This is a genomic window from Streptomyces sp. NPDC048211 (assembly GCF_043202315.1).
GTDB lineage: Bacteria > Actinomycetota > Actinomycetes > Streptomycetales > Streptomycetaceae > Streptomyces.
In genome coordinates this window covers 702,314-726,981 of the sequence record NZ_JBIDAD010000004.1, presented here as the reverse complement: position 1 = coordinate 726,981, position 24,668 = coordinate 702,314, and the positions used below count along the sequence as shown (strand labels likewise).

The 24,668-nt window shown below is 71.7% G+C and carries 25 protein-coding genes and 1 riboswitch; of the genes, 14 read left to right on the top strand and 11 right to left on the bottom strand.

The window, feature by feature from the left end; genetic code table 11:
• Positions 1-258: 258 nt before the first annotated feature.
• From ACGFZA_RS19515 to ACGFZA_RS19505, 3 genes are all read right to left on the bottom strand, one after another.
• Entirely contained in the window at positions 259-654 is a 396-nt protein-coding gene (locus tag ACGFZA_RS19515) for a DUF3040 domain-containing protein (protein WP_385279429.1), read from the bottom strand.
• 284 nt (positions 655-938) lie between these two features.
• The gene (locus ACGFZA_RS19510; protein ID WP_385279427.1) at positions 939-1,697 is read right to left on the bottom strand and encodes a class I SAM-dependent methyltransferase; all 759 of its coding nucleotides are present in this window, start codon (positions 1,695-1,697) and stop codon (positions 939-941) included.
• Between the two features lie 98 nt (positions 1,698-1,795).
• Positions 1,796-2,323: an SAV_6107 family HEPN domain-containing protein gene (locus ACGFZA_RS19505; RefSeq protein ID WP_385279424.1), complete on the bottom strand. Its 528-nt coding sequence runs from the start codon at positions 2,321-2,323 to the stop codon at positions 1,796-1,798.
• A 245-nt stretch (positions 2,324-2,568) separates the two neighbouring features.
• Between ACGFZA_RS19505 and ACGFZA_RS19500 the strand changes: the two genes are divergently transcribed.
• The 5 genes from ACGFZA_RS19500 (at position 2,569) to ACGFZA_RS19480 (ending at position 8,818) form a co-directional block, all read left to right on the top strand.
• On the top strand, positions 2,569-3,387 hold the full coding sequence (locus ACGFZA_RS19500; RefSeq protein ID WP_393680464.1) for an ATP-binding cassette domain-containing protein: 819 nt from the start codon (positions 2,569-2,571) through the stop codon (positions 3,385-3,387).
• The gene (locus tag ACGFZA_RS19495) at positions 3,359-5,446 is read left to right on the top strand and encodes a YhgE/Pip family protein (RefSeq protein WP_385279417.1); all 2,088 of its coding nucleotides are present in this window, start codon (positions 3,359-3,361) and stop codon (positions 5,444-5,446) included. Before ACGFZA_RS19500 ends, ACGFZA_RS19495 begins: the two co-directional genes overlap by 29 nt.
• Before the next feature lie 29 nt (positions 5,447-5,475).
• Positions 5,476-6,087, top strand: a complete 612-nt coding sequence (locus ACGFZA_RS19490; protein WP_385279413.1) for a TetR/AcrR family transcriptional regulator — start codon at positions 5,476-5,478, stop codon at positions 6,085-6,087.
• Between the two features lie 369 nt (positions 6,088-6,456).
• The gene (locus ACGFZA_RS19485) at positions 6,457-7,074 is read left to right on the top strand and encodes a DUF4126 domain-containing protein (protein WP_385279411.1); all 618 of its coding nucleotides are present in this window, start codon (positions 6,457-6,459) and stop codon (positions 7,072-7,074) included.
• Between the two features lie 226 nt (positions 7,075-7,300).
• On the top strand, positions 7,301-8,818 hold the full coding sequence (locus ACGFZA_RS19480; RefSeq protein ID WP_393680460.1) for a phytoene desaturase family protein: 1,518 nt from the start codon (positions 7,301-7,303) through the stop codon (positions 8,816-8,818).
• A 52-nt stretch (positions 8,819-8,870) separates the two neighbouring features.
• On the opposite strand, the gene ACGFZA_RS19475 is transcribed toward ACGFZA_RS19480, so the two are convergent.
• The 5 genes from ACGFZA_RS19475 to ACGFZA_RS19455 form a co-directional block, all read right to left on the bottom strand.
• Positions 8,871-9,797: a hypothetical protein gene (locus tag ACGFZA_RS19475; RefSeq protein ID WP_385279405.1), complete on the bottom strand. Its 927-nt coding sequence runs from the start codon at positions 9,795-9,797 to the stop codon at positions 8,871-8,873.
• Between the two features lie 50 nt (positions 9,798-9,847).
• A complete protein-coding gene (gene metF / locus ACGFZA_RS19470; protein WP_385279402.1) occupies positions 9,848-10,765 on the bottom strand; it encodes a methylenetetrahydrofolate reductase [NAD(P)H] in 918 nt (305 codons plus the stop codon).
• 125 nt (positions 10,766-10,890) lie between these two features.
• Positions 10,891-11,544, bottom strand: coding sequence for a thiamine phosphate synthase (gene thiE, locus ACGFZA_RS19465; RefSeq protein WP_385279399.1), 654 nt, complete (start codon positions 11,542-11,544; stop codon positions 10,891-10,893).
• Between the two features lie 99 nt (positions 11,545-11,643).
• Complete coding sequence (locus ACGFZA_RS19460; protein WP_385279396.1) at positions 11,644-12,009, bottom strand: Rv2175c family DNA-binding protein; 366 nt, start codon at positions 12,007-12,009, stop codon at positions 11,644-11,646.
• A 69-nt stretch (positions 12,010-12,078) separates the two neighbouring features.
• Positions 12,079-13,326, bottom strand: a complete 1,248-nt coding sequence (locus tag ACGFZA_RS19455) for an NAD(P)/FAD-dependent oxidoreductase (RefSeq protein WP_385279393.1) — start codon at positions 13,324-13,326, stop codon at positions 12,079-12,081.
• Between the two features lie 129 nt (positions 13,327-13,455).
• A riboswitch (TPP riboswitch) is annotated at positions 13,456-13,568 on the top strand.
• Between ACGFZA_RS19455 and thiO the strand changes: the two genes are divergently transcribed.
• From thiO to ACGFZA_RS19425, 6 genes are all read left to right on the top strand, one after another.
• Entirely contained in the window at positions 13,566-14,747 is a 1,182-nt protein-coding gene (thiO, locus tag ACGFZA_RS19450) for a glycine oxidase ThiO (RefSeq protein WP_385279391.1), read from the top strand. It overlaps the preceding riboswitch by 3 nt.
• Positions 14,744-14,986 carry a sulfur carrier protein ThiS gene (gene thiS / locus ACGFZA_RS19445; protein ID WP_385279388.1) on the top strand — a complete coding sequence of 81 codons (243 nt, stop codon included), beginning with the start codon at positions 14,744-14,746 and terminating at the stop codon, positions 14,984-14,986. Before thiO ends, thiS begins: the two co-directional genes overlap by 4 nt.
• A gap of 3 nt (positions 14,987-14,989) precedes the next feature.
• On the top strand, positions 14,990-15,784 hold the full coding sequence (locus tag ACGFZA_RS19440) for a thiazole synthase (RefSeq protein WP_393680455.1): 795 nt from the start codon (positions 14,990-14,992) through the stop codon (positions 15,782-15,784).
• A gap of 182 nt (positions 15,785-15,966) precedes the next feature.
• Positions 15,967-17,883 (top strand): Stk1 family PASTA domain-containing Ser/Thr kinase, encoded by a 1,917-nt coding sequence (pknB, locus tag ACGFZA_RS19435; protein WP_385279383.1) that lies wholly within the window; start codon positions 15,967-15,969, stop codon positions 17,881-17,883.
• Between the two features lie 6 nt (positions 17,884-17,889).
• Entirely contained in the window at positions 17,890-18,747 is an 858-nt protein-coding gene (locus tag ACGFZA_RS19430) for a deoxyribonuclease IV (RefSeq protein WP_385279380.1), read from the top strand.
• 88 nt (positions 18,748-18,835) lie between these two features.
• On the top strand, positions 18,836-19,351 hold the full coding sequence (locus ACGFZA_RS19425; protein WP_393680452.1) for a DUF4396 domain-containing protein: 516 nt from the start codon (positions 18,836-18,838) through the stop codon (positions 19,349-19,351).
• 25 nt (positions 19,352-19,376) lie between these two features.
• Here ACGFZA_RS19425 and ACGFZA_RS19420 read toward each other — a convergent pair whose 3' ends face one another.
• Entirely contained in the window at positions 19,377-20,009 is a 633-nt protein-coding gene (locus tag ACGFZA_RS19420; RefSeq protein ID WP_385279375.1) for a sulfite oxidase-like oxidoreductase, read from the bottom strand.
• A 154-nt stretch (positions 20,010-20,163) separates the two neighbouring features.
• On the opposite strand from ACGFZA_RS19420, the gene bfr reads away from it, so the two are divergent.
• On the top strand, positions 20,164-20,643 hold the full coding sequence (bfr, locus tag ACGFZA_RS19415; RefSeq protein WP_073735557.1) for a bacterioferritin: 480 nt from the start codon (positions 20,164-20,166) through the stop codon (positions 20,641-20,643).
• Positions 20,644-20,664: 21 nt separating this feature from the next.
• On the opposite strand, the gene ACGFZA_RS19410 is transcribed toward bfr, so the two are convergent.
• Positions 20,665-20,970 (bottom strand): bacterioferritin-associated ferredoxin, encoded by a 306-nt coding sequence (locus ACGFZA_RS19410; protein ID WP_393680450.1) that lies wholly within the window; start codon positions 20,968-20,970, stop codon positions 20,665-20,667.
• Positions 20,971-21,139: 169 nt separating this feature from the next.
• On the bottom strand, positions 21,140-22,486 hold the full coding sequence (locus ACGFZA_RS19405) for a class II 3-deoxy-7-phosphoheptulonate synthase (RefSeq protein ID WP_393680448.1): 1,347 nt from the start codon (positions 22,484-22,486) through the stop codon (positions 21,140-21,142).
• A 131-nt stretch (positions 22,487-22,617) separates the two neighbouring features.
• On the opposite strand from ACGFZA_RS19405, the gene ACGFZA_RS19400 reads away from it, so the two are divergent.
• Positions 22,618-22,674, top strand: coding sequence for a trp operon leader peptide (locus ACGFZA_RS19400; RefSeq protein WP_073735655.1), 57 nt, complete (start codon positions 22,618-22,620; stop codon positions 22,672-22,674).
• A gap of 98 nt (positions 22,675-22,772) precedes the next feature.
• The gene (locus ACGFZA_RS19395; protein ID WP_393680446.1) at positions 22,773-24,665 is read left to right on the top strand and encodes an anthranilate synthase family protein; all 1,893 of its coding nucleotides are present in this window, start codon (positions 22,773-22,775) and stop codon (positions 24,663-24,665) included.
• The last annotated feature ends 3 nt before the right edge of the window (positions 24,666-24,668 follow it).

Here is a 24,668-nt window from a genome sequence, read left to right as displayed (position 1 = left end):
GCACACCGCACAGGCCCCCCGGCACCTCACACAGGCCCGCCCCTCGGGTCCACCCCCGGCCCCGCACCACACAGGCCCGCCCCTCAGGCCGGCCCCGGCCCACGGCCCGGCCGTCGCACGGCGAGCCCTACCGGCGCCCCCATCCCGCACGCCCCACCCCGTACGACCGGCCGGGCAGACGCTCCTTCCTCCGGGCGCACGCGTGAGGGGCGGTCGCAGAAATGCGACCGCCCCTCACCCATAAGTGTTTCTGAGCGCCTACTGGCCCTGCTCGTCGCGGCGACGCTGCCACCGCTGTTCGATCCGGTTCATCACGGACCGGCGCTGTTTGGGCCGACGTTCACCCGCACCACCCGCGCGGACTGCCTGTTGCTCACCCGGCTTCGGCGCCTTGCGCCAACCGGTGACCGCGAGCACCGCGCAGCCCAGCATGACGAGGAACCCCACCACGCTGATCCAGATCTGCTGGGCGACCATTCCGGCCATGAGGAGCGCGATTCCCACCAGGAAGCCAGCAACTGCCTGGTAGACCCGTCGCCGGGTATATGTACGCAGCCCACTTCCCTCGAGCGCTGTCGCGAACTTGGGATCTTCGGCGTACAGCGCTCGCTCCATTTGCTCGAGCATTCGCTGCTCGTGCTCCGAGAGCGGCACGGAGTCCTCCTCGTCGTCGGCCGCCGGGGGGCGGCCGGTATGCGGCCCTTCCAGGATAGGCAGGGAATCGTCCCCGTGAAACCCGCCCTCATTGCCAATCAGCCAGTCCGGGCCGCCACGACGGCTCAGCTGCTGAGGCGTTGATTCCCCAACCTCCGATCCGTCATGCCGGATGGTGTCCCCCGATCATACGGGGCCGAGGCCCTGATCGGGGCTGCTGGGGCGTACTCCGTCTGCAGCTGCGTTGCTGATCAGCCGCGCTGCGGTCGCGATCGGGCGGCCTCTCAGGCCCGCCTGGTGCCCAGGACGTGCAGCTGGGTCGCCACCGAGTGGAACGCCGGCAGCTCGGCAGCCGCCGTCTCCAGCTTGAGCAGGGCTTCCATCGCGCCGGGCTCGGTGTCCACCAGGACGCCCGGCACCAGGTCGGCGAAGACGCGTACCCCGTGGACGGCGCCGACCTCGACGTCCGCGCCCTCGACGAGCTCGGTGAGCTGATCCGCCGTGTACCGACGCGGCACCGGGTCGCCCTCGCCCCAGCGGCCGGCCGGGTCGCTCAGCGCGTGCCGGGCCTCGGTGAAGTGACCGGCGAGCGCCCGGGCCAGGACCGCGCCGCCGAGCCCGGCCGCGAGCAGGCTGAGCGCGCCGGACGGACGGAGCGCCTCCACCGCGTGCCGCACGCCCTCGGCGGGGTCGTCCACGTACTCCAGGACCCCGTGGCAGAGCACCGCGTCGTAGCCACCGCGCCCGACCACGTCGAACAGGCCGAGGATGTCGCCCTGGACCCCGCTGACCCGGTCGGCGACCCCGGCCTCAGCCGCGCGGCGCTCCAGCGCGAACAACGCGTTGGGGCTGGGATCGACGACGGTGACCCGGTGGCCCAGCCGCGCGACGGGCACGGCGAAGTTGCCCGTACCGCCACCCGTGTCCAGCACGTCCAGGACGTCCCTGCCGGTCGCCTTGACCTGGCGGTCGAGAGCGTCCTTGAGGACCTCCCAGACCACGGCGGTACGAAGGGAGGCACGGGGGCGCAGCTGGTCCGACACGGCAGTTGTCTCCTCGGCACGGTGCCGTCGCTGACGGCGGAGCGTGAACGGCGGGCGATAGGTCGCGTCCACCCTATTGCCTCGCACCGCCGCCACCGTCATCCCGCGTCGGAGCGCTCTCCCCGGGGTTGCGGAAGGACCGGCTGGAGCACCAGCAGCCGCTCCACCAGGCGAAGGAACATCGCCGCGTCGCGCAGCAGATCGTCCGCGTCCCGCCGGCCGGCCGCACCGGGTATGCCCGCTTCCGCCCGCGCCCGGCGACGGGCGCCGGAGGCGAACAGGGCGCTCCACTCGGTGAGCTCGGGGGCGATTTCCGGCAGGACCTCCCAGGCGCTGCGGATCCTCTCCCGGCGCCGGCGGGAGGTCTCGGGGCGCCCCCGGACGGCGAGCACCGCGGCGGCCGTGCGCAGCGCCGCGAGGTGGGCGGTGGCGTAGCGCTCGTTCGGTACGTCGAGAACAGCTGCCTCTTCGAGGCCGGCGTGGGCCTGGGCGAGGAGATCGAGAGCGGCGGGCGGCGCCGTGGTGCGCCGGAGTACGGGGTGGACGTCGTGTGCCGGACCGGTCGGTGAGGGGGCAGGGCCGTCTGCGCGGCGTCGCGGAGCGGCTGCTGCGGACGAGTGGGCCATGACAGAACCTCCTGTCTCGTAACGGCTTCGTGGCCGTCTGTATCCATCGTGACGGCCCCCACTGACAATCGACCCGAATCCCGCTCCGACCTGGTCTTTTGCCACGACCGCAAGTTCGGGCTACCTTTTTGAACTGACCGGTCAGTGCAAAAGCTATGGGCACAAGGCTCGGGGCGAAGACCCCGCACCAAGCCCCGCACCAAACCCGGCACCAAGACCCGGCACGAAGACGATGGGGAGGGCCAGTGGACAGCCCGGACAGTCCGGACAGCCCGCGCGGGGCAGCTGTCACCGCCGACGGTCTCGGCCTGGAGGGGCCGCGCGGATGGGCCTTCAGGGACGTGACGTTCAGCGCCGCCCCCGGGTCCCTGACCGCGATCGAGGGGCCTTCCGGTTCCGGCCGCACCTGCCTGCTGCTCGCCCTCACCGGCCGGATGCGCCCCACCGAGGGCGAGGCCTCGGCCGGCGGCCTGCGCCTGCCGCGCCGGGCCGCCGCCGTACGCCGTATCGCGGGCCTGGGGCCGGTGCCCGGGGTCAGCGAGCTCGACCCGGCCTTGACCGTCGCCGAGCACCTGCGTGAACGCGCGCTGCTGCAGCGCCGCTTCGACGGCTCGCTGCGCACCCTGCTGCGGCCGCGCCGCGAGCGGGCCGCCACAGCCCGGACCCTCATCGACGGCGCCCTGGAGGCAGCCGGGCTCGACCTCTCCGCCCTGCCCAAGGCGGAGCGGACCTCCGTACGGGATCTGGAGCGCCTGGAGGCGCTGCGGCTCTCCGTCGCCCTCGCGCTGACCGGCCGGCCGCGCCTCCTCGCGGTGGACGACACCGACCTCAAACTCTCCGACGCGGAACGTGCGACGGCCTGGGAGCTGCTGCGCTCGCTCGCCGCCGACGGCACGACCGTGCTGGCCGTGTGCAGCCAGGCTCCCGAGGACGCGGTCACCGTGCGTACCGGCTCCACCGGAGCGGCGGACCCGACAGACATCGACGGGGAGCCCGCGCCGCCGGCCGCCCCGGTACACGAGGAAGGGACGGCCGATGCGTTCGCCGGGACTGGCCACGCTTGAGCTCAGGCGCTTCGGCAGGGGGAAGCTGCCGCGCGCCGCACTGGCCGCGCTCCTGCTGCTGCCGCTGCTCTACGGCGCGCTGTACCTGTGGTCCTTCTGGGACCCGTACGGCCGCCTCGACCGCATCCCCGTCGCGCTCGTCAATGACGACAAGGGCGCCACGGCCGAAGGCAGGCGTCTCGCCGCCGGGGACGAGATCACCGGCAAGCTGCTCGACTCCGAGGTCTTCGACTGGCACGAGGTGAGCGCCGCCGAGGCGCACAAGGGTGTCGAGGACGGTACGTACTACCTCTCGCTGACGATGCCTTCGGACTTCAGCAAGCGCATCGCCTCCAGCGCCGGCGACTCCCCCGAGACGGGTGCGCTCCAGGTGCGCACCAACGACGCGAACAACTACATCGTCGGCCAGATCTCCCGGACGGTCTTCTCCGAGGTCCGCACCGCCGCGTCGACCAACGCCTCCCGGAGCTTCCTCGACCGGATCTTCATCAACTTCTCCGATCTCCACGACGCGACGGCGAAGGCGGCCAAGGGCGCCTTTGACCTCAAGGGCGGGATCGGCAAGGCCAAGAAGGGCTCGAAGGACCTCGCGGACGGGCTGAAGGACGCGAAGGCCGGCAGCAGCCGGCTGGCCACCGGCATCGTCCAGCTGAACAAGGGCGCGGGCGACCTGGAGACCGGCTCGCGCCAGGTCGCCGACGGCACCCAGCTGCTCGCCGACAAGGTCAACGGGGTGGCCGCGGACGTCCGCCCCTTCCTGAAGGACAACGGCAAGACGATCGGTGACACGGCCCGGCTCGTCGCCGACTCCTCGCAGACCGTACGGGACAACCTCGACCTGCTCGTGAAGGCGGCGCCCACCGCCGCCACCGCCGCGCACACGGCCTCCGACGACCTCACCGAAGTCCACCGCACCCGGTGCGTGGAGCAGCCGCTCCCCGATCCCGCGGTCTGCGCTCCGCTGAAGCGGGCCGTGACGGCGGCGGCCGATGTCGCCGCCGTGGCCGACGACGTGAACGTGCTGGTCAAGAACCAGAACGGGGACCTGAAGGAGCTGCGCTCCCAGCTGACGACCCTGCAGAAACAGGCCGACGCCCTCGCCGAGCGCTCGCCGCACCTGGACGAGGACCTGGAGAGCGCCGTCAAGAAGGTCAACGCGCTCAACACCGGCGCCCACAAGGTCGCCAAGGGCGCTGACCGGCTGCACACCGGGCTGGCCACCGCCAGAACGGGCTCCGCCGAGCTGAACACCGGGGTCGGCGACCTCAAGAAGGGGGCGACGAGCCTGGACAGCGGCATGATCCGGCTCGGTGACGGTTCGGCGACGCTCGCCCAGGGGCTCACCGACGGCGTGGACAAGATCCCCGACTACGACAAGAAGGACCGCGACGCGCGTACGGGAGTCATGGCCGACCCCGTACAGCTGGCCTCCCAGTCGCTGCACGCGGCCCCGAACTACGGCACCGGTTTCGCCCCCTACTTCATCCCGCTCTCCCTCTGGGTCGGCGCGATGGTGGCGTACATGCTGATCCAGCCGCTCAACCGGCGTGCCCTGGCCGCCGGGGCACCGGCCTGGCGGATCGCCTTCGCGGGCTGGCTGCCGGTGGCGGCGATCGGTCTGCTCCAGGTGGCCGCGCTGATGTCCGTACTGCACTGGGGGCTCGGTCTGCAGATGGCCCACGCCGCCGGAACGATCGGCTTCCTGGCCCTGGTCACCTGCTGCTTCGGCGCGATCGTGCAGTGGCTGAACGCCCGGTTCGGGGCGGCGGGCCGCATCCTCGTCCTCGCCGTGCTGATGCTTCAGCTGACCTCGGCCGGCGGTACGTACCCCGTGCAGACGAGTCCCGGCTTCTTCAACGCGATCCATCCCTACCTGCCGATGAGCTACATCGTCGAGGGCCTGCGCAGGCTGATCACCGGCGGTGGACTCGGCCCGGTCTGGCAGGGCTGCGCGGTCCTGGTGGCCTTCACCGCGGGGGCCCTCGCGCTGACCGCCGTCTCCGCGCGCCGCAAGCAGATGTGGACCCTGGACCGGCTGCATCCGGAGCTGAGTCTGTGAGCGCTCCGGGACCTGTGAGAATCAGGAGCATGGAAAGCAGTAGCGCCACACGCCGCCAGGCCACCCGGCAGAAGCTCTACGAAGCGGCCGTGACCCTCATCGCCGAGAAGGGTTTCTCGGCGACCACGGTGGACGAGATCGCCGAGCGTGCCGGGGTCGCCAAGGGCACGGTGTACTACAACTTCAAGAGCAAGACCGAGCTCTTCGAGGAGCTGTTGCGCCACGGCGTGGGGCTGCTCACCTCCTCGCTGCGTACGGCGGCGGAGGAGACCGACGCGCGCGGTGGCAGCCGGGTCGAGGCGCTGGACGCCATGATCCGGGCCGGTCTGGTCTTCATCGACCGCTACCCGGCCTTCACCCAGCTGTACGTGGCCGAGCTGTGGCGCACCAACCGCGCCTGGCAGGCCACCTTGCTGGTGGTCCGTCAGGAGGCCGTCGCCGTGGTCGAGGGCGTGCTCAGGGAGGGCGTCGCGGGCGGCGAGCTGAGCGAGGAGATCGACATCCCGCTGACGGCCGCCGCGCTGGTCGGCATGGTGCTGGTGGCGGCGCTGGACTGGCAGGCGTTCCAGCCGGAGCGGTCGATCGACGACGTGCACTCCGCGCTGTCGCTGCTGCTGCACGGGCGGGTCAGCGGGCGCTGAGCACGGATCCGCCCGGTACCCGGCGGCCCGGGACAGCCGAAGACGCCGGTCCGACGGGGCTCGATCCCCCCGAGCCTCGCCCGACCGGCGCTTGCGTGCTGCCGGAGGACCTTCCCCCGTGACCCCCGTGTTCCCCCGTGGTCCCGAGTCCTCCGCCGCGCACCCCCGTTCGGAAGGAGTGCCGCGCCCGCTCCGCCGCCCCGTGCCGGCGGTACCGGCGCAGCGCCCCTTCCGTGGTCCCCACTCTGCCGTTCCCGCAGGTCGCGGCCCATCCGCGTCCCTACTCATCTCACCTCCTAGGTACGGGTACTCAGACGTGCGCACCCGCGCCCTCCCGCTCCCGTACGCCCCCTGGCTACGATCGCCCCCGTGTCCGTACTCCCTCTGGTGTTCACAAGTGGCTGGGCGAGCGGGATCAACGCCTACGCGGTGGTCCTCCTGCTCGGCATCTTCGGCGCGACCGGAGTGACCGACGAGGTGCCGGCCTCGCTGCAGCGCACCGACGTCCTGATCGTGGCCGGTGTGCTCTTCCTGTGCGAGGTGGTGGCGGACAAGATCCCGTACGTGGACTCGGTCTGGGACACGGCGCACACCGTCATCAGGCCGGTCGCCGGGGCGGTCGTCGCGGCGCTGCTCGCGGGCGACAGCGGTTCGCTGCCGGAGCTCGCCGCGGGAGCCATCGGTGGTTCCACCGCGCTGATGAGCCATCTGGTGAAGGCGGGCACCAGGATGGCGGTCAACACCTCCCCCGAGCCGTTCAGCAATATCGCCGTGAGCACGGCCGAGGACCTGGGCGTCGCCGGAGTCGTCACCTTCGCCATATTCCATCCGTGGATCGCGGCCTCCATCGCTGCGGTGCTGCTGGTGCTCGGCCTGGTGATACTGGTCTTCCTGGCCTCCCGGATCCGTCGGTTCCTGCGCCGCAGAGCGCAACGACGCGAGGAGAAGCGGCTGGCCGGCTCCGCGTCCCACTGGCCCGACGGCTGATCCGCCTTCCACCGGCCCGACGGCTGAGCTGTCGGCAGCAGGCGTCGAGGGCGTCCGGGACCGGGCGCGGGTGAGGAGCGGCACCGGGTGCGTGCAGCCTCGGGGCGGAGAACCGAACCCTGCCGGAGCCCTGGCAGAACCCCGGTGAGGGACGACGACACCGCAGGTGCGCGTGGCCGCTCCAGCGGCTCCGCCCCCGATTTCCGGATGCTCTAAAGTCGCAGCCATGGCACGTATTGCGGTGATCGGCGCCGGGTTGGGCGCGATGTCGGCGGCGGCCCGGCTGGCCGTGGCCGGCCACCGTGTGACGGTGTACGAGCGTTCGGAGACGTTCGGCGGCTCGGTGGGCCGCCATGTCCTGGACGGCTTCACGTTCGACACGGGCCCCGGCCTGCTCCATCTGCCCGCCGTCTACCGCGACCTGTTCGTGAAGACCGGCAAGGAGCCGCTGGAGCGGTGCGTCACCCTGACCCAGGTCGATCCGGCGAGCCGCCATGTCTTCGCGGACGGCACCGACGTGTCCCTGCCGAACGCCTCGCGGGCCGGCACCGTCGCGGCCCTGGACGCCGCACTCGGCGGCGGCGCGGGCGGGAGCTGGAGCGCGTTCCTCGACCGGGCCCGGGACGCGTGGGACCGGTCCCGGCGGCCCCTGCTGGAGGAGCCCCTGCGCCCCGACTGGCAGGCGCTGGCCCGCGATCCGTATCCGGCGGCGGTCCGGCGGCGGCTGCTGCGCTCGGCTCGCCGGGCCGGCACGGTGGCGGAGGTCGGCTCATGGGAGCTGGCGGATCCCCGGCTGGCCGCCCTGCTGGACGGGTACGCGCTGTCGTACGGCCTCGATCCGCTGCACGCCCCGGCGAGCACGGCCCTGCTGCCGTACATGGAGGAGACGTTCGGCAGTTGGTACGTCTCCGGAGGCATGCGGGCGCTGGCGCAGGCGGTGTACGAGCGGTGCCTGGCCCGGAAGGTGGAGTTCGTCTTCGGCGCCGAGGTGGCCCGGGTCCTGGAGAAGGACGGCCGGGCGGCGGGCGTGGAGCTGGCGGACGGCACGGTCGCGGAGGCGGCTCACGTGGTGCTGGGAGCCCGGCCGCACCCCGGCCTGATGCCCGTTCAGGAGCTCTGGCAGGACGGCGATGTGACGGTGCAGCCCCGCCCGGAGGGATCCGGCCCGACGGGCCGGTTCCTGGTCCTGCTGTCCTTGCGCGGCGCCCGGCCCGCGGACACCGCGCACCGGACGCTGGTGCATCCGGCCGACGGGGCGGCCGAGCGCGAGGCGGTGTTCGGCGGGCGGCTCGCCGCGCACCCCACGGTGACGGTGCTGCGCCCCGATGATCCCGCCACCCGCCCAGACGAGGCCCACGAGGCCGTGACGCTGATGGCGACGGTCGCCCCGCACGGCCCGGTGGACTGGACGGACGGGGCGGTGCGGGCGCGGTACGCGGACACCCTGATCGACACCGCGAGCGCGGCCGTGCCGGGCCTGCGGGACCGGGTGCTCCGCATGGAGGTGCGGACGCCCGCGGAGACCGAGACCGGGACCGGCGCGGAGGGCGGCGCGGTTCCGGCCCCCGCGCTGGCGGGTGCCGGGGGCGGTTACCTCCACGCGGCCAACCGCACCCGGCTGCCGGGACTGCTCCTGGCGGGCGGCTGGTCGCATCCGGGCGGCGGTCCCGCACACGCGGGCATGTCGGGGGCGCTGGTCGCGGGGATCGTCGTCGAGGGGGACGGGTTCCGCGGCTCGCAGTGAGTGCCGCGGGCGAGGACGCGATCGGCAGGCCCGAACGGCCGGCCGATCAGGCTCAGTAGCGGTACTGCTCGTTGTAGCCCGTGTCGTAGCCGTTCGGATACGGCGCCGGCTGGGCGGGCTGCTCCGGCGGGTACTGCTCGCCCTCGCGCTGCTGCGGCACCCAGACGCCCCCCGGCGGGGTCTCGGGGGCGTACGACTGGGGCTGGGGCTGGGCGTACGGATCGGCGAACTGCTGGTTGCCGCCGTAGCTGTCGTAGCCCGCCTCGTTCCCGTAGTTCCCGTACGCGCCGTACTGCGGAGTGCTCGCGGTGGTGCCGATGTACGGGTCGGAGTACGCGGCGTACTGCTGCTGGTCCGTGCCGTAGTCGTACTGGCCGGCTCCCGCATAGGTGTCCTGGCCCGCTCCCGCGTAGGGGGATTCCTCGCCCTGGGCCGGGTACGCGGAGTAGTCGGGGTACGCGTCGTACTGCGGCTGCTGATGCTGTTCCTGCTGGTGTTGCTGGTGTTGCTGGTGCTCCTGCTGCGGCCGGTGATCGGTGTAGACGCCGTACTGCCCGGTGTCGTCGGGCAGCGGCTCCGGCGCGTAGACCTCGGCCGCCGCGGGCTGCGGTGCGGCCTCCGGCAGGGCCGACGTCTCGGGGTCGTACTCCATCTCCAGCTCCGAGACCTGGAGTGTGGGCTCGCGGTCACCGCCGCCGCCGCGGCGGCGTCGGCTCTCCCCGGGGCTGCCCCCTATGGCCCAGCCGGTCGAGAAGCCGCGTCGGAAGGAGAGCGTGACGTATGTCTGGCCCGTCGCGAAGGCGATCGCCCCGATGGCGATGACGAACACGGAGGGCATCAGGACACCGATGACGACACCGACGAAGCCGGTGAAGGCGAGCAGACGCCAGCGCAGACGTGCCTTGTACTGCAGCAGCACCTCGCCGAGCAGCCAGAGCGCAACGATGCCGAACGCGATGTAGAGGACCGTCCAGCCCATGCCCGCCCCCTTCTACGGCCGCCGCCCCGGAGCGTGGCGGGTACGGCCGGTCACGACTGCTTGTGCAGTCCGAGATTTTCGTAGATTTCGAGCGTCGCCGTCGAGTTGTTCAACGTGATGAAGTGCAGTCCGGGCACACCTTCGGAGAGCAGCTTCGCGCAGAACCGCGTTGCGAAGTCGATGCCAATGGAGCGTACAGCGGCGGGATCGTCCGTGGCGGCGAGGATGCGTTCTTTCAGGTCCGCGGGCAGCGTCGCGTTGCTGAGCTGGGCGAATCTCTCCAATTGCCGGACGCTCGTCACGGGCATCACCTCAGGAATGATCGGGGTGTGGCAACCCGCAGCGACCACCCGGTCACGCATACGCAGATAATCCTCGGGATCGAAGAACATCTGCGTGATCGCATAGTCCGCACCGGCGCGGCACTTGTCCACGAAATGCCGAATGTCGGTGTCCCAGTCGGCGGACCGCGGATGCATCTCCGGGAATGCCGCGACACCGACACAGAAATCGCCGGATTCCTTGATCAGCCGGACCAGGTCCGCCGCGTACCGCACACCCTGCGGGTGCTCGACCCACGGGCCCATCGGGTCGCCCGGCGGGTCTCCGCGCACGGCGAGGATGTTCCGGATTCCGGCGTCCGCGTACTGGCCGACCATGTTGCGCAGCTCGGCGATGGAGTGGTTGACCGCCGTGAGGTGCGCGACCGGGGTGAGCGTGGACTCGGCGGCGATGTCCTGGGTCGCCTTCACCGTCCCGGCCCGGGTGGATCCGCCGGCCCCGTACGTCACGGAGACGAAGCTCGGTCCCACCGCCTCGACCCGGCGCAGCGCGTTCCAGAGGTTCCGCTCGCCCTTCTCGGTCTTGGGCGCCCAGAACTCGAAGGAGTACGAGGTCTTGCCGGTGTCGAGCATCTCACGCACGGTGCGCGCGTGATCTGTCCTGGTGGAGGGTGTGCCAAGGGCCATACCGGCAGGTTAACCAGGGCGCGGCGGGCACCCAACCGAACTGGGGCGATTTGGCTTGATTGCCCGATGATTGTCCACGCTTCGGACACTCCTGTCCCGAACGGGACCCCGCTCGCGCCTCCGGTTCACGCCCCGGCGCGGTCCCTGATCCTTCCCGCCAGCCCGGCGGCGGCGGCGGCCGGATCGGACGCCTCGGTGACGGCCCGCACGACGACGACCCGGCGTGCTCCGGCGTCCAGGACCTGGTCGAGGTTGCCCGCGTCGATCCCGCCGATGGCGAACCACGGACGGGCGGGGGCGAGCGAGGCGGCGTAACGCACGAGGTCCAGGCCGGGCGCGTGCCGGCCCGGCTTGGTGGGGGTGGGCCAGCAGGGCCCGGTGCAGAAGTAGTCCACGCCCGGCTCGGTGACGGCCGCGTCGACCTCGGACTCGGCATGGGTGGAGCGGCCGATGACCACGTCACGGCCGATGATCGCGCGGGCGGCCCGGACGGGCAGGTCGCCCTGGCCCAGGTGCAGCACGTCGGAACCGATGGCGTGGGCGACATCGGCCCGGTCGTTGACCGCGAGGAGCTTGCCGTGGCGCTTGCAGGCGTCGGCGAAGAGCGCCAGGTGTTCGAGCTCCTCGGCCGCCTCCATGCCCTTGTCGCGCAGCTGGATGATGTCCACACCGCTGGAGAGGACCGCGTCGAGGAATGCGGGAAGGTCACCCTGGCGCCGGCGGGCGTCCGTGCACAGGTAGAGCCGGGCGTCGGACAGCAGCGCGCGAGGCGTGGACATGGTGCGGTTCCCCCCGGGGAAGGCGATGGCGGTGGGTCGGTGGTGCCGCGCGGAGTGCGGGCCGCGATGTGCGGCCCGCATCCGCGGTGCGGCTGTCGGTCAGACGGCGAGCGCCTGGGCCCGGCGCTTCACCTCCGTGCCGCGATTCTCACTCAGCGCCTGCGCGGGCGTGCCCGGCAGGCTCGGGTCGGGCGTGAAGAGCCATTCCAGCATCTCCGTGTCGGAGTAGCCGTCGTCCCTCAGGAGCGTCAGGGTCCCCGAAAGGCCCTTGACCACCTTGTCGCCGTCGATGAAGGCGGCAGGCACCTGGAGCGCCCTGTTCTCACCACGTCGTACGGCGATGAGCTGGCCCTCCTTGACCAGCTGGCGCACACGCGTCACCTCGACATCGAGCATTTCGGCGATGTCGGGAAGGTGGAGCCAGTCGGGGACGAGAGCATCGATCTTTGCGTCAATCTCGGTCACGGGGACAAGCGTGCCATCCCGGACCGACAGTCGGTACCCGGGCCGACCGTACGGGGGCCGGATACGCCATCAGAGCGTGGCCGATTTCAGGGGCACGGAGGGGTCGGCGACCCGCTCGGGGGCGAGCTGCACGCCCGATTCGACGAGTCGGCGCCCCTGCGCCAGATCGCGCGGACGGCCGACCGCCAGTACGGCGACGAGCGCTCCGGCACGCAGCCAGCACACCGTCCACGCCGGTTCGGCCGGGTCGCCGCGCCACACCAGGGTGTCGGCGCCCGTGTGATGGCCCGCGTACTGCACGAAGCGGCCGAACTGCTCGGACCAGAAGTAGGGCACGGGGTCGTAGGCCGGAGGCGGTCCGTCGCCCCCGGGAGCGATGACGGCGGCCGCGACGGTCCGGGGCCCCTGGAGGGCGTTGTCCCAGTGGTGCACGAGCAGCCGCTCGCCGTACCGGGCCGAGGGGAACGAGGCGCAGTCCCCGACCGCGTACACATCGGGCAGCGAGGTGCGCAGCGACGCGTCGGCGGTCACCGATCCGTCCGGGCCGAGCTCGATCCCCGATCCGGCCAGCCAGCCGGTCGCGGGCCGGGCACCGATGCCGACCACGACCGCGTCCGCCGGGATCGCGCGGCCGTCCGCCAGCACCACGCGGCCCGATTCGACCCGGTCGACCCGGGCACCGGTCAGGAGTCCGGCGCCGATCTCGGCGTACCAGCCGGCCATGGGCGCGGCGACCTCGGCGGGCAGAGCGCCGGCGAGCGGGCGTTCGGCCGCTTCGACGACGGTGACGGCGCAGCCGGCCGCACGCGCCGCGGTGGCGAACTCGGCGCCGATCCAGCCCGCGCCGACGACCACGACGTCGTGCTGCCGTTCGAGCACCGGCCGCAGCCGGGCGGCGTCGTCCAGCGTGCGCAGGAGGTGGACGCCCGGGATGCCCTCGGTGCCGGGCAGCACCAGGGGCTCGGCGCCGGTGGCGACGACCAGGACGTCGTAGGGCACGGGCCCGTCCGGGGTGTCCAGCTCGTGGTCGGCGGCGCGCACCGCGGTCACGTCGAGGCCGAGCCGCAGGGTGATGTCCAGCGCCTCGAAGTCGATGTCGAAGGCCGAGCCCTCGGCCTTGCCGAGGAGGACCGCCTTGGACAGCGGGGGCCGGTCGTAGGGCTGGTGCGGTTCGGCGCCGATCAGCGTGACGGGGCCGGTGAAGCCCTGTTCGCGCAGCGCCACCGCGGTCTGCACGCCCGCCATGCCCGCTCCGGCGATCACGACGCGGCGGCGCTGCCGCGGCTCTGTCTGCTCTGGTCCGGTCTGCTCGTCCACCCGTCCACCTTAAACACCTGACGACCCGTCAGGAAGCTGGTTCCCATGATGCGCCCACCTGATCGCCTTCCCCGCTCAGGCATCCACTCCCTTGCAGGCGGCGGGGGCCGGAGGTTTAGGGTGGCCGTGCACATCACTCGCGGGAGCCCGGGCGTACCGGGCTGAGAGGGAGGCTGGGCGGCCTCCGACCGTACGAACCTGATCCGGGTCATGCCGGCGAAGGGAGGGGCTGGACGCCCATGGGCACGCACCGTACGAACGGGTCCGACGTCCTCGTCATCGGGGGCGGCATCATCGGCCTGGTGATCGCCTGGCGGGCCGCACAGCGCGGCCTGGCCACCGCGGTCGTCGATCCCGAACCGGGCGGCGGCGCGGCCCAGGTCGCTGCCGGAATGCTGGCCGCCGTCACCGAACTCCACTACGGCGAGGAGATGCTGCTCGGTCTCAACGTCGCCTCCGCCGCGCGCTATCCGGCGTTCGCGGCCGAGCTGGAGGAGGCGAGCGGACGGGACATCGGCTTTCGCGCGTGCGGGACCCTGGCCGTCGCGCTCGATGCCGACGACCGCGCCCATCTGCGGGAACTCCACGCCCTGCAACGCCGCTCCGGCCTGGAGTCGGAGTGGCTCACCGGCCGGGAGTGCCGTCGCCTGGAGCCGATGCTCGCGCCGTGCATACGCGGCGGACTGCGGGTCGACGGCGACCACCAGGTCGACCCGCGACGGCTGGCCGCCGCGCTGCTGACTGCGTGCGAACGGGCCGGGGTCGTCCTCCACCGCCAACGGGCCGAGCGGCTCTCGGTCACGGGTGACCGGGCCGTCGGAGCGGTTCTGGCCGACGGGACGCGGGCCGGTGCCGATCAGGTCGTACTCGCCGCGGGCAGCCTGAGCGGCCGGCTCCCGGGGATGCCGGCGCACGTCCTGCCCCCGGTCCGCCCGGTGAAGGGCCAGGTGCTGCGGCTGACCGTGCCCACCACGTACGCCCCCTTCCTCTCCCGCACCGTGCGGGCGGTGGTCCGGGGCAGCCATGTCTATCTCGTACCGCGCGAGAACGGCGAACTGGTCATCGGCGCCACCAGCGAGGAGATGGGCTGGGACACCACCGTCACGGCGGGCGGTGTGTACGAGCTGCTGCGCGACGCGCACGAACTGGTGCCAGGCATCACCGAGCTGCCGCTCACCGAGACGCGCGCCGGTCTGCGCCCCGCCTCCCCCGACAACGCCCCGCTCCTCGGGCCCACCGCGCTGCGCGGCCTCCACCTCGCCACCGGCCACCACCGCAACGGGGTGCTGCTCACCCCCGTCACCGGGGACGCCATGGCGCAGCTGCTGGCGGGCGGCGAGCTGCCCGAGGTGGCCCGCCCCTTCTCCCCCGGCCGCTTCTCACCCGCCGCCGCCCCCGTACCTCAGGAGCAGCCCGCATGACCGAGCCCACCCCCGTGTCCGTCCCGCTCCCCGTCCCCCTTTCCGTCTCCGTGAACGGCGAGGCCCTCGCCGTCGCGCCGGGCACCACCCTGGACGTCCTGGTCGCCTCGCTGACCAGTGCTCCCTCGGGCGTCGCGGCCGCCCTGAACGAGACCGTCGTACCGCGCGGCCAGTGGCCCGCCGCCGCACTCAGCGACGGCGACCGGGTCGAGGTCCTCACCGCGGTCCAGGGGGGCTGACCCATGTCCGACGACCTCTTCTCGCTCGGCGGCACCGTCTTCGGCTCCCGGCTGATCATGGGGACGGGCGGGGCTCCCAGCCTGGACGTACTGGAACGGTCCCTGACCGCCTCCGGCACCGAGCTGACGACCGTGGCGATGCGCCGCCTCGACCCGACCGTGCAGGGCTCCGTGCTCTCCGTCCTGGAGCGGCTCTCCATCCGCGTGCTCCCGAACACGGCCGGCTGCTTCACGGCGGGCGAGGCCGTCCTCACCGCCCGGCTCGCCCGCGAGGCGCTCGGCACCGACTGGGTCAAGCTGGAGGTGGTGGCGGACGAGCGCACCCTGCTGCCGGACCCCATCGAGCTGCTGGACGCCGCGGAGACGCTGGTGGACGACGGATTCACCGTGCTCCCGTACACGAACGACGACCCGGTGCTGGCCCGCAAGCTGGAGGACGTGGGGTGTGCGGCGATCATGCCGCTCGGCTCCCCCATCGGCTCGGGTCTGGGCATCCGCAATCCGCACAACTTCCAGCTGATCGTCGAGCAGGCGCGGGTACCCGTGATCCTGGACGCGGGCGCCGGCACGGCGTCGGACGCGGCCCTCGCCATGGAGCTGGGGTGCGCGGCCGTGATGCTGGCGTCGGCGGTGACCAGGGCCCAGGAACCCGAGCTCATGGCCGGCGCGATGCGGCACGCGGTGGCGGGCGGACGGCTCGCGTACCGCGCGGGGCGGATCCCCCGCCGCCACTTCGCCGAGGCGTCGTCACCGACGGCGGGGCGGGCGGTGCTGGATCCGGAGCGCCCGGCGTTCTGAGTCCCGGGCCCGGACGGTCCGTGTGGTGGATCTCATGTCCCTGACGCGGCACGCCCCGATCCCTGTGCCCCGACCGATCCGTGCCAGGAAATCGCATGTCCCTGTCACGGCTCGGCTGCAGTACGGAGCCGGGACCGCTCCGCCAGTCGGCCGTGTCCGCGGCGGCTCGTAGACTCGGCTCCGTGGATACGACCCTCCAGGACCCTCTCGTCGGGCAGCTGCTCGACGGCCGCTACCGCGTCGATGCCCGCATCGCCGTGGGCGGCATGGCCACGGTCTACCGGGCCATGGACACCCGGCTCGACCGGGTGCTCGCCCTCAAGGTGATGCATCCGGCGCTCGCGACCGACGCCTCGTTCGTCGAGCGCTTCATCCGCGAGGCCAAGTCGGTGGCCCGGCTCGCGCACCCCAATGTGGTCGCGGTCTTCGACCAGGGCGCCCAGGGGCAGTACGTCTACCTCGCGATGGAGTACGTCGCGGGGTGCACGCTGCGCGATGTGCTGCGCGAGCGGGGCGCCCTGCAGCCGCGGGCCGCGCTGGACATCCTGGAGCCGGTGCTCGCCGCCCTGGGCGCCGCGCACCGGGCGGGCTTCGTCCACCGGGACATGAAGCCGGAGAACGTGCTGATAGGCGACGACGGCCGGGTCAAGGTCGCCGACTTCGGCCTGGTCCGGGCCGTGGGCTCGGTCACGAACACCACGTCCATCCTGGGCACCGTCTCCTACCTCGCCCCCGAGCAGATCGAGCACGGCACCGCGGACACCCGCGCCGACGTGTACGCGTGCGGTGTCGTGCTGTACGAGATGCTGACCGGCACCAAGCCGCACACCGGCGAGTCCCCCGCCCAGGTCATCTACCAGCACCTCAACGAGGACGTCCCCGCCCCCTCCGCCGTGGTCCCGGGTCTCGCGACCGAGCTCGACGCACTGGTGGCGAGCGCCACGGCCCGCAATCCGGAGGTCCGTCCGTTCGACGCGGTGGCGCTGCTCGCCGAGTCCCGGCAGGCCCGGTCCGGTCTGACCGACGCGCAGCTGGACGCCGTGCCGCCGCAGGCCCTTGCCGAGGTGCGCGACGAAGCCGAGGACCGCACGAGCGTGATCCCCCGGGTACTGCCGCCGGACCAGGGCACCGCCCACCACACCAGTCGGCTGGAGATGCCCCCGCCGCCGCCCCCTCAGCCGCCGGGCCGTCGCGCGGGGGTCCGCGGGACGCCGCGGCGCGGTCTCATCGCGGTGGTCCTCGCCGTGCTGCTGGTCCTGGGGGTCGGCGGTGGCGTCTGGTACATCAACTCCGGGCAGTTCACCCACGTCCCCTCGCTGCTGGGCCAGAGCGAGAAGGCGGCCAAGGAGCGGCTCTCGAAGGCCGGTCTCGAACTCAAGGGCGTGCGGCGGGCCTACAGCGACACCGTCGACCGCGGCACGGTGATCAGCAGCGACCCGAAGTCGGGCGCGCGGATCCGGGGCAACGACTCCGTGGCGCTGGTCGTCTCGCGCGGTCCCGAGATCGTGACCGTGCCCGATGTCCAGGGCCTCAAGCTGTCCGAGGCCAGGCGACAGCTGGAGAAGAAGGGCCTCGTGCCCGGCATGACCACCAAGGAGTTCAGTGACGACGTGGCCGCCGGTGAGGTGGTGCGTACGGACCCCGAGGCGGGCGCCGAGCGCCACCCGGACTCCGCGGTCGCGATCGTGGTCTCCCAGGGCAGCCCGGTCGACGTCCCCGATGTCACCGGTCTCTCCGTCGAGGACGCCACCGCCGCGCTGGACGACGAGGGGCTGAAGGCCAAGGTGCTGCCGGACCGGGTGAACTCCCCCGAGGACGCCGGCGACATCGCCGAGCAGTCACCGGGCGAGGGCGAGGAGGCCGCCGAGGGCGACACCATCACGCTGACCGTCTCCAAGGGCCCGCAGATGATCGACGTCCCGGACGTCACCGGCAAGGACGTCGACGACGCCCGCAGCGAACTGGAGGACGCGGGCTTCGAGGTCAAGGTCGACCGGCCGTTCCTCTCCTTCAGCGACACCGTCGCGAGCCAGTCCGTCGACGGCGGCGACCGGGCCCCCGAGGGCAGCACCATCACCATCAAGACCAAGGGACTGTAGATCCGTATGCGCAACCCAGTCGGCGGCCACGTTCCGGTGGCCGGCGGCCTCGCCAAGGTCGGTCTGGCCTACGCCCGCGAGATGGGCGCGGAGGCCGTCCAGGTCTTCGTCGCCAATCCGCGCGGCTGGGCGACCCCTCCCGGGAATCCGGCGCAGGACGAGCTGTTCCGCACCGAGTGCGCCGCCGAGTCCATACCGGCGTACGTCCATGCCCCGTATCTGATCAACTTCGGCTCGCACACTCCGGCGACCGTCGAGAGGTCCGTGGAGTCCCTGCGCCACTCTCTGCGCCGGGCCCGCCGGATCGGGGCCCTGGGCGTCGTGGTGCACACCGGCTCGGCGACCAACGGCCGGCCGCGCGAGGAGGCGCTGGCGCAGGTGCGTACCCACATGCGGCCGCTGCTGGACGAGCTGACCCACGACGACGACCCGTTCCTGCTGTTGGAGTCGACCGCCGGACAGGGGTATTCGCTCTGTTCTCGGACCTGGGACTTCGGCCCGTACTTCGACGCGCTCGACGCCCATCCGAAGCTCGGTGTCTGCCTCGACACCTGCCACATCTTCGCGGCGGGACACGACCTGGCCGGTCCGGCGGGCATGAAGCAGACGCTGGACCTGCTGGTGGAGACGGTCGGCGAGGGCCGGCTGAAGCTGATCCACGCCAATGACTCCAAGGACGTGGCCGGGGCGCACAAGGACCGGCACGAGAACATCGGGTCGGGTCACATCGGCCGGGAACCGTTCCGGGAGCTGTTCTCCCATCCGGCCACCGCGGGCGTGCCCCTGATCATCGAGACACCGGGCGGCAAGGAGGGCCATGCCGCGGACGTGGCCCGGTTGAAGGAGCTGCGCGGCGGGAGCTGACCGGGCGGACACCCGTTGAGGAATACCCCTGGGGGGTATACGGTTCGTGTTGTCGGCAGGAACCGCTCCTCGGCATTGGGGGAACACGATGCAGGACCACGCGCAGCACATACACCATGCGGGCCACCCCGACCGGGCCACCGGTCACAGCGACCACGGTTCCGGCGGCGTCAGCTGGGCGATGGCGGCCCGGGCGACCCTCCACTGCCTCACCGGATGCGCCATCGGCGAGATCCTCGGCATGGTGATCGGCACCGCGTTCGACTGGGGCAACGTGCCCACGATGATCCTCGCGATCGTCCTGGCGTTCTTCTTCGGCTACACGCTGACGCTGCGGTCCGTCCTCAGGGCGGGCGTCGACTTCCGAACGGCGTTCCGGGTCGCCCTCGCGGCCGACACGCTCTCGATCGCGGTGATGGAGCTGATCGACAACGGGGTGATCGTCCTGTGGCCGGGCGCGATGGACGCGATGCTCTCCGACGTCCTGTTCTGGGGAGCGCTGGCGATCTCGCTCGCCGTCGCCTTCGTCGTCACCACACCGGTGAACAAGTGGATGATCGGGCGCGGCAAGGGGCACGCGGTCGTGCACCGGTACCACCACTGAGCCGGCGCGGAAGGCGCGGCCGGGATCAGAGCTCGGGGCCGTCCCCGGGCTCTTCCTGGTAGGAGTAGCGCTGTTCCTTCCAGGGATCGCCGATGTTGTGGTAACCGCGCTCCTCCCAGAAGCCACGGCGGTCGGCGCTCATGTACTCGATGCCCCGGACCCACTTGGGGCCCTTCCAGGCGTACAGGTGCGGCACGACGAGCCGGAGCGGGAAACCGTGTTCGGCGGTGAGCAGTTCGCCGCCCTTGTGGGTGGCGAACAGGGCCCGCTCCGAGGTGAAGTCGTCGAGCCGGAGGTTCGAACTGAAGCCGTACTCGGCCCAGACCATCACATGGGTGACCTGCGGCGCGGGTGGTGCGAGCGCCACGACGTCACGGGCGAGCACTCCGCCCCACTCGGCGCCGAGCATGCTGAACTTGGTCACGCAGTGCAGATCGGCGACGACCGAGGAGAACGGCAGCGCGGAGAACTCCTGATGGTTCCAGCAGTGCTTCTCGCCGTCGGCCGTGGCCCCGAAGACCCGGAACTCCCAGCGGTCGGGCTTGAACTTGGGCACCGGCCCGTAGTGGGTAACCGGCCAGCCACGCTGCAGACGCTGTCCCGGCGGAAGCTCGGACTGCTCTGCTGCGCGGTGTTCCCGGCTTTCCGGCTGACCCATGTCTCCATGGTGACAGACAGGCAGGGGTGGTCATGACCAGGGCAGAGGCGTTTCGGGCAACTCGTACTAAGCGTGCACTTACTGGACGACCACCGGGTGCGATGCGAGGATGCGGCCAACTTACCCAGTTCACCGGTTGGAAGGAGCCTCTGCGATGCAGGGCGACCCCGAGGTCCTCGAGTTCCTGAACGAACAGCTGACCGCCGAATTGACTGCTATCAACCAGTACTTCCTGCATGCAAAGATGCAGGACAACTTCGGCTGGACCAAGCTCGCGAAGTACACGCGCTCCGAGTCCTTCGACGAGATGAAGCACGCCGAGATCCTGACCGACCGCATCCTCTTCCTCGATGGGCTGCCGAACTACCAGCGGCTTTTCCATGTACGGGTGGGCCAGACGGTCACCGAGATGTTCCAGGCCGACCGCCAGGTCGAGGTGGAGGCGATCGACCGCCTCAAGCGCGGCATCGAGCTGATGCGCGCCAAGGGCGACATCACGTCCGCAAACATCTTTGAGTCGATCCTGGCCGACGAAGAACACCACATCGACTATCTCGACACCCAGCTGGAACTGGTCGAGAAGCTCGGCGAGCCGCTCTACATCGCGCAGCTGATCGAGCAGCCGGAGAGCTGACCGGCACCGGGCCGCCAGGGGTCAGGCGGCGTCGGGCAGCGGCAGCGGTTCGGGAACGGGGCCGGTGCCGGGGGCGATGCCCTGATCGGCATCGGGAGCGGCGCCGGCCGTGAGACGGTCAGCGGTGCCCGGCGTCCGCTTCTGGTCCAGCAGCTCGCGCCGCGGACAGGCGCCGCGGCCGAGCATCGCCTGGATGGTACGGACACAGCCGCCGCAGTCGGTCCCCGCCTTGCAGGCCGAGGCTATCTGGCGGGGTGTGCAGGCGCCCGCTTCCGCATGCTTCTTGACCTGCTGCTCCGTAACGCCGAAGCACGAGCAGACGTACATGCGGTTCACCTCCCGACGGGATGGGTCGTGGCTGCCGCCCCGATAATCGGTGAGGCTAACCTAACCTTACCCGCCGCTCAAGCCCCGTAAAAGCCCCGGAACGCCCTGTGGGGCACGGATCACATCGATCCGTGCCCCACAGTCATGCGTGCGCTGCACGCGGTGACGCCTACTGGTCCCGGTACATCTCGGCGACCAGGAACGCGAGGTCCAGCGACTGGCTGCGGTTGAGCCGCGGGTCGCAGGCCGTCTCGTAACGCTGGTGGAGGTCGTCCACGAAGATCTCGTGGCCGCCGCCGACGCACTCGGTGACGTCATCACCGGTGAGCTCGACGTGGATGCCGCCCGGGTGCGTGCCGAGGCCCTTGTGCACCTCGAAGAAGCCCTTGACCTCGTCCAGGACGTCGTCGAAGCGGCGGGTCTTGTGGCCGGACGCGGCCTCGAAGGTGTTGCCGTGCATCGGGTCGGTCACCCAGGCCACGGTCGCGCCGGAGGCGGTGACCTTCTCGACCAGCTCGGGGAGCTTGTCGCGGACCTTGTCGGCGCCCATCCGGACGACGAAGGTGAGCCGGCCGGGCTCGCGCTCGGGGTCGAGGCGCTCGATGTAGCCGAGGGCCTCGTCGACGGTGGACGTCGGGCCGAGCTTGATGCCGATGGGGTTACGGATCTTCGAGGCGAACTCGATGTGCGCGCCGTCCATCTGGCGGGTGCGCTCACCGATCCACACCATGTGGGCCGAGGTGTCGTACAGCCGGCCGGTCCGCGAGTCGACGCGGGTCAGCGACGACTCGTAGTCCAGCAGCAGGGCCTCGTGCGAGGCGTAGAACTCGACGGCCTTGAACTCGGCCGGGTCCGTCCCGCACGCCTTCATGAAGTTCAGCGCGTTGTCGATCTCGCGGGCCAGGGCCTCGTAGCGCTGGCCGGACGGGGACGACTTCACGAAGTCCTGGTTCCAGGCGTGCACCTGGCGCAGGTCGGCGTAGCCGCCGGTGGTGAAGGCGCGGACGAGGTTCAGCGTGGAGGCGGATGCGTGGTACATCCGCTTCAGCCGCTCCGGGTCCGGGATGCGTTCGGCCTCGGTGAAGGCGAAGCCGTTGACGGAGTCGCCGCGGTAGGTCGGCAGCGTCACGCCGTCGCGGGTCTCGGTCGGCTTGGAGCGCGGCTTGGAGTACTGACCGGCGATCCGGCCCACCTTGACGACGGGCACGGAGGCCGCGTAGGTGAGGACGGCGCTCATCTGGAGCAGCGTCTTCAGCTTGGCGCGGATGTGCTCGGCGGACACGGCGTCGAAGGCCTCGGCGCAGTCGCCACCCTGCAGCAGGAACGCCTCGCCCTTGGCGACGGCTCCCATGCGGGCGCGCAGCTGGTCGCACTCGCCGGCGAAGACGAGCGGCGGATACGACGCGAGGTCCGCGAGTACATCGCGCAGGGCCTCGGAGTCGGGGTACTCGGGCTGCTGCGCCGCGGGAAGGTCTCGCCAGGTGTTGCCACCGGCGACGGAGGTATTGGCGTTCACGGTCACGGCTCCCACATTACGGGGTCGCGTCCAGTGCTTTTCCGGGTGCTCAACGGATGAGACGCCCCGCACGGCGTCCGGTCGCCCGCAACGGGCCCTCCTGTGCCCCGGTCATGGGTTAGGGTACGGGCATGTTCGCGCACTCGACCCGTAACTGGTGGTGGACCGCTCATCCAGCGGCCCACTGATCGCGCGTACACACCGACGCAGAGGCCGCCCGAGGGGCGGCCTTTCTCATGTCCGGGGCCGTTCCTCCCAGCTGACACCAGTGGAAGGAACACCGCAGATGGCACCGCACACCGCCCCGCACCCGATCGTCCAGAGACTCCTCGGCGACGACTGCCCGCCCTTCGCCCTGCTGCGCAGGCGCACGCCCGGCCACGACCACGACACCGTCGAGGTGCTGATCGGCCGCGTGCGGGAGGCCGACAGGCTCGCGGACATCCCCGTCGGCGAACAGCCCGTCCTCGCCCTCGTGCCGTTCCGGCAGATCGCCGAGCGCGGCTTCGACGTCCGCGACGACGGCACACCCCTGGCCGTGCTGGTCGCGGACGAGACGTACGCACTGCCGCTCGACGCGACGCTGGACGCGCTGCCCGCCCACGCGGTGCGGGTCGAGGACGGAGCGTTCGACGTGTCCGACACGGAGTACGCGGGGACGGTACGGCGGGTCATCGAGGACGAGATCGGCCGGGGCGAGGGTGCGAACTTCGTCATCCGGCGGACCTTCCGCGGCGAGATCCCGGCCTTCGGCCGGGCGGACGCGCTGGCCCTGTTCCGGCGGCTGCTGGCCGGCGAGCGGGGCGCGTACTGGACGTTCGTCGTCCATACCGGGGACAGGACGCTGGTCGGTGCCAGCCCCGAGGTGCATGTGCGGATGTCCGGCGGGACCGTCGTGATGAATCCCATCAGCGGCACCTACCGCTACCCCGCCGAGGGCCCGACCGCCGAGAGCCTGCTGGCCTTCCTCGGCGACCGCAAGGAGACCGAGGAGCTCTCCATGGTGGTCGACGAGGAACTCAAGATGATGTGCACGGTCGGCGACATGGGCGGGGTGGTGATCGGGCCGCGGCTCAAGGAGATGGCCCATCTCGCGCACACGGAGTACGAGTTGCGCGGCCGCTCCTCGCTGGATGTGCGCGAGGTGCTGAAGGAGACCATGTTCGCGGCGACGGTCACCGGCTCCCCCGTGCAGAACGCCTGCCGCGTCATCGAGCGGTACGAGTCCGGCGGCCGCGGCTACTACGCGGGCGCGCTGGCCCTGTTGCGGCAGGGGCCCGACGGGGCGCAGACGCTGGACTCGCCGATCCTCATCCGGACCGCCGACATCTCGGCGGGGGGCGAGCTGCGGGTACCGGTCGGGGCGACGCTGGTGCGCCACTCCGACCCGGAGAGCGAGGTCGCCGAGACCCATGCGAAGGCCGCCGGAGTGCTGGCCGCCCTCGGCGTGCGGCCGGGCCGGCCGCACGCCGAGGAGGAGCGGCCGCGGCTGGCCGACGACCCGCGGGTGCGGGCGGCGCTTGATGCCCGGCGGGACGGGCTGGCGCCCTTCTGGCTGCGGATGCAGGAGCGCACCGACGCGCTGTCCGGCCATGCGCTGGTGGTCGACGGCGAGGACACGTTCACCTCGATGCTGGGGCACCTGCTGCGCGCATCGGGCCTCGATGTGTCGGTGCGCCGCTACGACGAGCCGGGGCTGCGCGAGGCGGTACGGGCGCACGAGGGGCCCGTCGTGCTGGGCCCCGGGCCGGGGGACCCGGGGGACGCGGCCGATCCGAAGATGCGGCTGCTGCGGGCGCTGACCGCGGAGCTCGTACGGGATCACCGGCACGGGCTGCTCGGAGTCTGCCTGGGCCATGAACTGATCGCGGCGGAGCTGGGGCTGGACATCGTCCGCAAGACCGTCCCGTACCAGGGCGCGCAGACCCGGATCGAGCTGTTCGGCCGCCCGGAGATCGTCGGCTTCTACAACAGCTTCACGGCGCGCTGCGACGACGCGGCGGCCACCGAGCTGGCGGCACACGGCATCGAGGCGAGTCTGGACCCGGCGACCGGGGAACTGCACGCGCTGCGCGGGGACGGCTTCGCCTCGGTGCAGTTCCATCCGGAGTCGGTGCTGACGCTGCGCGGCGCGACGATCGTGGGCGAACTGCTGGCAGGACTTCCGGTGCGCGGCTGACAT

What these genes read in the sequence shown, in the direction of transcription:
- ACGFZA_RS19505 (WP_385279424.1), bottom strand. Translation starts at nt 2,323, where the DNA reads ATGGCCCACTCGTCCGCAGCAGCCGCTCCGCGACGCCGCGCAGACGGC.
- ACGFZA_RS19495 (WP_385279417.1), top strand. Translation starts at nt 3,359, where the DNA reads ATGCGTTCGCCGGGACTGGCCACGCTTGAGCTCAGGCGCTTCGGCAGG.
- ACGFZA_RS19490 (WP_385279413.1), top strand. Translation starts at nt 5,476, where the DNA reads ATGGAAAGCAGTAGCGCCACACGCCGCCAGGCCACCCGGCAGAAGCTC.
- ACGFZA_RS19480 (WP_393680460.1), top strand. Translation starts at nt 7,301, where the DNA reads ATGGCACGTATTGCGGTGATCGGCGCCGGGTTGGGCGCGATGTCGGCG.
- ACGFZA_RS19475 (WP_385279405.1), bottom strand. Translation starts at nt 9,797, where the DNA reads ATGGGCTGGACGGTCCTCTACATCGCGTTCGGCATCGTTGCGCTCTGG.
- metF (WP_385279402.1), bottom strand. Translation starts at nt 10,765, where the DNA reads ATGGCCCTTGGCACACCCTCCACCAGGACAGATCACGCGCGCACCGTG.
- thiE (WP_385279399.1), bottom strand. Translation starts at nt 11,544, where the DNA reads ATGTCCACGCCTCGCGCGCTGCTGTCCGACGCCCGGCTCTACCTGTGC.
- thiO (WP_385279391.1), top strand. Translation starts at nt 13,566, where the DNA reads ATGGGCACGCACCGTACGAACGGGTCCGACGTCCTCGTCATCGGGGGC.
- thiS (WP_385279388.1), top strand. Translation starts at nt 14,744, where the DNA reads ATGACCGAGCCCACCCCCGTGTCCGTCCCGCTCCCCGTCCCCCTTTCC.
- ACGFZA_RS19440 (WP_393680455.1), top strand. Translation starts at nt 14,990, where the DNA reads ATGTCCGACGACCTCTTCTCGCTCGGCGGCACCGTCTTCGGCTCCCGG.
- ACGFZA_RS19430 (WP_385279380.1), top strand. Translation starts at nt 17,890, where the DNA reads ATGCGCAACCCAGTCGGCGGCCACGTTCCGGTGGCCGGCGGCCTCGCC.
- ACGFZA_RS19425 (WP_393680452.1), top strand. Translation starts at nt 18,836, where the DNA reads ATGCAGGACCACGCGCAGCACATACACCATGCGGGCCACCCCGACCGG.
- ACGFZA_RS19420 (WP_385279375.1), bottom strand. Translation starts at nt 20,009, where the DNA reads ATGGGTCAGCCGGAAAGCCGGGAACACCGCGCAGCAGAGCAGTCCGAG.
- bfr (WP_073735557.1), top strand. Translation starts at nt 20,164, where the DNA reads ATGCAGGGCGACCCCGAGGTCCTCGAGTTCCTGAACGAACAGCTGACC.
- ACGFZA_RS19410 (WP_393680450.1), bottom strand. Translation starts at nt 20,970, where the DNA reads ATGTACGTCTGCTCGTGCTTCGGCGTTACGGAGCAGCAGGTCAAGAAG.
- ACGFZA_RS19395 (WP_393680446.1), top strand. Translation starts at nt 22,773, where the DNA reads ATGGCACCGCACACCGCCCCGCACCCGATCGTCCAGAGACTCCTCGGC.